At 40.1% G+C, this 5,073-nt stretch carries 5 protein-coding genes and 1 pseudogene; 4 read left to right on the forward strand and 2 right to left on the reverse strand.

What is annotated here, in order from left to right; all coding sequences use genetic code 11:
• The 4 genes and pseudogenes from FS875_RS09305 to nrdF form a co-directional block, all read left to right on the forward strand.
• Window positions 1-89, forward strand: a pseudogene (locus FS875_RS09305) (NrdH-redoxin); the annotation flags it as partial.
• Complete coding sequence (nrdI, locus tag FS875_RS09310) at window positions 89-487, forward strand: class Ib ribonucleoside-diphosphate reductase assembly flavoprotein NrdI (protein ID WP_144756030.1); 399 nt, start codon at window positions 89-91, stop codon at window positions 485-487. The pseudogene FS875_RS09305 and the gene nrdI, both read left to right, overlap by 1 nt.
• Window positions 469-2,619 carry a class 1b ribonucleoside-diphosphate reductase subunit alpha gene (gene nrdE / locus FS875_RS09315; RefSeq protein ID WP_144756032.1) on the forward strand — a complete coding sequence of 717 codons (2,151 nt, stop codon included), beginning with the start codon at window positions 469-471 and terminating at the stop codon, window positions 2,617-2,619. Before nrdI ends, nrdE begins: the two co-directional genes overlap by 19 nt.
• A gap of 11 nt (window positions 2,620-2,630) precedes the next feature.
• Window positions 2,631-3,605, forward strand: coding sequence for a class 1b ribonucleoside-diphosphate reductase subunit beta (gene nrdF, locus FS875_RS09320; protein ID WP_144756034.1), 975 nt, complete (start codon window positions 2,631-2,633; stop codon window positions 3,603-3,605).
• Here nrdF and prmC read toward each other — a convergent pair.
• Together prmC and FS875_RS09330 are read right to left on the reverse strand one after the other, a co-directional pair.
• Window positions 3,602-4,468, reverse strand: a complete 867-nt coding sequence (prmC, locus tag FS875_RS09325) for a peptide chain release factor N(5)-glutamine methyltransferase (protein ID WP_144756036.1) — start codon at window positions 4,466-4,468, stop codon at window positions 3,602-3,604. The two genes, nrdF and prmC, sit on opposite strands and share 4 nt — an antisense overlap.
• Window positions 4,465-5,073, reverse strand: a 609-nt coding sequence (locus FS875_RS09330) for a peptide chain release factor 1 (protein ID WP_144756038.1), incomplete at its 5' end; no start/stop codon positions are given. The genes prmC and FS875_RS09330, both read right to left, overlap by 4 nt.

The raw sequence follows: 5,073 nt of genomic DNA on the forward strand, positions 1-5,073 counted from the left end.
TGGGGTATCGTCAGGTTCCTGTCGTTGTTTGTGGTGAAAATCATTGGTCTGGTTTTAGACCAGATATGATTAGTGGTCTTTGTGTTTAATGGGACTTATTGTTTATTATTCGAGTGCTACGGGTAATACTGAACATTTTGTTTCACAGCTTGGTCAACAACTTTTCAAAATTGATAAGAAAAAACCATCTGTGTTGGTTGGTGAGCCTTATGTGTTGGTTGTTCCTACCTATGCAGATGGTGAAGGCAGAGGGGCTGTGCCAAAAGCAGTTATTCATTTCCTCAATGAAAGTGAGAATCGCAAATTCATTCGTGGTGTCATTGGTGGTGGGAATCGTAATTTTGGTCGCTATTATAATTTAGCAAGTAAGATCATTTCTGAAAAATGTTGTGTGCCTTGCCTTTATCGTTTTGAGTTACGTGGAACTGATGAAGATGTTATTTGTGTAAAAAAGGGATTGGAAAGATTTTGGAAACAATTGGGATAGAACAGTCGCAGAAATCAGGTCAAATCACCGATTATCATGCACTGAATGCAATGCTTAATCTGTATGATGAAAATGGTCATATCCAATTTGATATGGACAGGCTTGCCGCGCGGCAATATTTTCTTCAGCATGTTAACCAAAACACGGTTTTTTTTCATAATTTGAAGGAAAAAATAGACTACTTGATAGAAGAAGGTTATTACGAAAAAGATTTGTTTGAGCTTTACGAATTTTCTTTTATCAAAAAGCTTTTTAAGCGTGCTTATGCGTTTAAGTTTCGTTTTCCTACTTTTTTAGGCGCGTTCAAATATTATACCAGCTATACACTAAAGACTTTTGATGGGAAGCGCTATCTTGAGCGTTATGAAGATCGTGTCTGTCTTGTTTCTTTATATTTAGCACAGGGCGATAAGGCTCTTGCTGAGAGTTTTGTGGATGAAATTATTACAGGACGTTTTCAACCTGCAACCCCGACATTTTTGAATGCGGGAAAGAAACAACGGGGTGAATTGGTATCGTGTTTTTTGTTGCGTGTTGAAGATAATATGGAATCGATAGGGCGTTCGGTTAATTCGGCTTTACAGCTTTCAAAGCGGGGTGGAGGGGTAGCACTTTGTTTGACCAATTTGCGAGAAGCAGGAGCGCCGATTAAGCAAATAGAAAACCAATCTTCTGGTGTTTTACCTGTGATGAAACTTTTGGAAGATTCCTTCTCTTATGCCAATCAACTTGGTGCAAGGCAGGGGGCTGGCGCTGTTTATTTACATGCGCACCATTTAGATATTATGAAGTTTTTAGATACAAAGCGTGAGAATGCTGATGAGAAAGTCAGAATTAAAACGCTTTCACTTGGTGTTGTCATTCCTGATATTACTTTTGAGCTCGCACGCAATAATGAGGATATGTATCTGTTCTCATCTTATGATATTGAGCGTGTAACAGGCAAACCCTTTAGTGATATTTCTTTGACGGAGCATTATCGATCTTTTGTTGATGATGCAAGGATTCGTAAAAAGAAAATAAGTGCCCGTGTTTTTTTCCAGACTTTAGCGGAAATTCAATTTGAATCAGGTTATCCCTACATTTTATTTGAGGATACTGCGAATAGAGCCAATCCGATAGCTGGGCGTATAAGCATGAGCAATTTATGTTCAGAAATTTTACAGGTGAGTGAGGCGAGTGAACTAGAGACGGATTTAACCTATCGCACTGTTGGAAGTGATATATCTTGTAATCTTGGTTCCATGAATATTGCAAAAGCAATGAAAAGTCCTGATTTTGGGCGAACAGTGGAAGCTGCTGTTCGTGCGCTTACAGCTGTTTCTGATATGAGTGATATTGCTTGTGTGCCATCTATTGCGAAGGGCAATGCTGAAAGCCACGCGATTGGTTTGGGACAAATGAATCTACATGGCTTTTTAGCGCGAGAGAAGATCTATTATGGGTCTCCAGAAGCGATTGATTTTACCAATATTTATTTTTATACGGTAACCTATCATGCCATACGTTCTTCCAATGTAATTGCACGCGAGCGTAAGAAAATCTTTGCAGGATTTGAGAAGTCCGCTTATGCAGACGGTCGTTTTTTTGCCAAATATATTGAGAAAGAATGGAAGCCACAATTCGCGCTTGTACAAGAGCTTTTTGCACGGAATAATATTGCTATACCCGACCAAAAGGATTGGCAGGAACTCAAGGATTTAGTTGTCGAATATGGGCTTTATAATCGCAATCTGCAGGCTGTCCCTCCCACGGGGTCTATTTCCTATATTAATCACGCAACCTCTTCTATACATCCTATTGCTTCAAAGATTGAAATTCGCAAAGAGGGAAAAATTGGGCGCGTTTATTATCCTGCGCCTTACATGGATAATACAAATCTGGATTTTTACCAGGATGCTTATGAGATTGGTCCTGAAAAGATTATTGATACCTACGCTGCTGCCACACAGCATGTTGATCAAGGTCTTTCATTAACGCTATTTTTTCCAGATACTGCCACCACGCGTGATATTAACCGTGCCCAAATTTATGCTTGGAAAAAGGGTATAAAGAGTATTTATTATATACGTTTGCGGCAAGTAGCTTTGAGTGGTACAGAAGTGGATGGCTGTGTTTCGTGCAGTCTATAGGAGATAATCATATGACAAAGATTACGACCAAAAATCCTGTTGTTTGCGCTGTCAATTGGAATAGATTGCATGATGAGAAAGATCTTGAGGTATGGAACCGTTTAACTGGAAATTTTTGGTTGCCAGAAAAGGTTCCACTCTCCAATGATATTCCTTCATGGTCAAGTTTAACAGAAGAAGAACGCAAGCTCACGATTCGTGTTTTTACTGGACTAACACTTTTAGATACCATTCAAAATACTGTGGGTGCCATTTCATTGCTTGCTGATGCAATCACAGAGCATGAGGAGGCAGTATTGACCAATATTGCTTTCATGGAAGCAGTGCATGCGCGTTCTTATTCTTCTATTTTTTCGACCCTTTGTTCGACGGTAGAGGTTGATGATGCGTTTAGATGGTCAGAGGAAAATAGTCATTTACAAAAAAAAGCCAGATTAATCCTTGAACGTTATGAAGGAGATGATCCACTAAAAAAGAAAATTGCTTCGACTTTGTTAGAAAGCTTTTTATTCTATTCTGGTTTCTATTTGCCTATGTATTGGGCGAGCCGTGCTAAATTAACCAATACAGCGGATCTCATTCGGCTTATCATTCGTGATGAAGCTGTACATGGTTACTATATTGGCTATAAATTTCAATTGGGATATGCAAAACTTGATGATGCCAAAAAGCAGGAAGTTAAAGATTTTGCCTTTAGTTTGCTCTTCGATCTTTATAATATTGAATGCAAATATACTGAAGATCTTTATGATGCACTTGGGCTGACAGAGGATGTTAAGATTTTCCTTCATTATAATGCAAACAAGGCTTTAATGAACTTGGGTTTTGAAGTTCTTTTTCCACCCGAAGTTTGCCGTGTTAATCCGGCTATTTTAGCTGCTTTATCGCCGAACTCTGATGAAAATCACGACTTTTTTTCAGGTGCTGGTTCTTCCTATGTCATTGGCAAGGCGGTTGCGACTACGGACGATGATTGGGCATTTTAAGGTTTTTCTACAAAGAGAAGGGCGCGGGGTATACTATTGAAGTCTTTGCGCATTTCTACACATTTAAAACCGTTTTTTTCAAACAAGCTGCAGACTGCTTTTTCTTGAGAATAGCCAATTTCGACGGCGATAGAGCCTTTTTCTTTTAAGTAGTTTGCTGCTTCATGGGCGAGCTTTCGATAAAAATGAAGGCCGTCTTTTCCACCAATCAGTGCCCGCAATGGATCATAGAGTCGGACTTCTTTAGCAAGATTTTGTATATCTTTTTCTGGAATATAGGGTGGATTAGAAATGATAAGATCAAATTGACCAGTGACAGAATCAAACCAGTCGCTCAAAAGAGGAGTAAAACGATTGATAACGCCCGCCATTTCAGCATTCTTTGTCGCTGTTGTAAGGGCATCTTCAGAAATGTCAACAGCCAGTGCGTAGGATTGTGGAACTTGTTTAAGGAGTGTAATGGCAAGAGCGCCACTGCCTGTTCCCATATCGAGCAGTGTTATTTTTTCTGATTTTTCAGCATATTTTTTGAGCAGGGGAAGGACAAGATCTACCAGTGTTTCTGTATCAGGGCGTGGTTCTAATGTTTCTTGAGAGAGTGCGAAAGATATGCCATAAAATTCTCTCGCTCCAATAATACGGTAGACAGGTTCGCCAGCAACGCGTCGTTGTACGAGCTGTTCTAATTGTGCACTTTGTTCAAAAGACAAGCGGAGATTTGGTTGCAGAATCCTATCCAATGCATTTGTACCTGTTATCCATTCAACGAGTATTTTTGCTTCGAGATTAGCTTCAGAAATTCCTTGAGCACGCAATTTTTCTTGAGTTTGTCGGATGACATTGTGGAGAGAATGCGCATTCATTCATGATTATCCATTTCCGTAAGGAGGGTGGTCTGATGATCAGATATGAGTGCATGAATAACCTCATCAAGTTCTCCTTCCAAGATACGGTCAAGCTTATAAAGAGTGAGATTAATGCGGTGATCCGTGACACGTCCTTGTGGAAAATTATAGGTACGAATACGCTCAGAGCGATCACCAGAGCCAACTTGATTTTTACGAGAAGCTGAACGTTCATTTTCCGCTTTTTGTCGTTCCATATCAAATAAGCGTGCGCGCAAAATTTGCAGCGCCCGAGCGCGGTTTTGGTGCTGTGATTTTTCTGCTTGTACAACCATAATTCCTGTTGGAATATGGGTGATACGAACAGCTGAGTCCGTTGTATTGACATGCTGTCCTCCTGCGCCAGAGGCGCGCATTGTGTCGATGCGAATATCTTCGGGACGAATTTCAATATCAATTTCTTCAGCCTCTGGAAGGACTGCAACGGTTGCAGCAGATGTATGAATACGCCCACCAGTTTCTGTCTCTGGAATGCGCTGCACACGATGAACACCTGATTCAAATTTCAGTTTAGAAAAGACTCCTTTCCCTGAAATACTTGCAATAATTTCTTTATATCCACC

This window comes from Bartonella saheliensis (assembly GCF_902162175.1).

Bases quoted from the DNA above. Each gene is read 5' to 3' on its own strand.
- prmC (WP_144756036.1), bottom strand. From the start codon at position 4,468: ATGAATGCGCATTCTCTCCACAATGTCATCCGACAAACTCAAGAAAAA.
- nrdF (WP_144756034.1), top strand. From the start codon at position 2,631: ATGACAAAGATTACGACCAAAAATCCTGTTGTTTGCGCTGTCAATTGG.
- nrdI (WP_144756030.1), top strand. From the start codon at position 89: ATGGGACTTATTGTTTATTATTCGAGTGCTACGGGTAATACTGAACAT.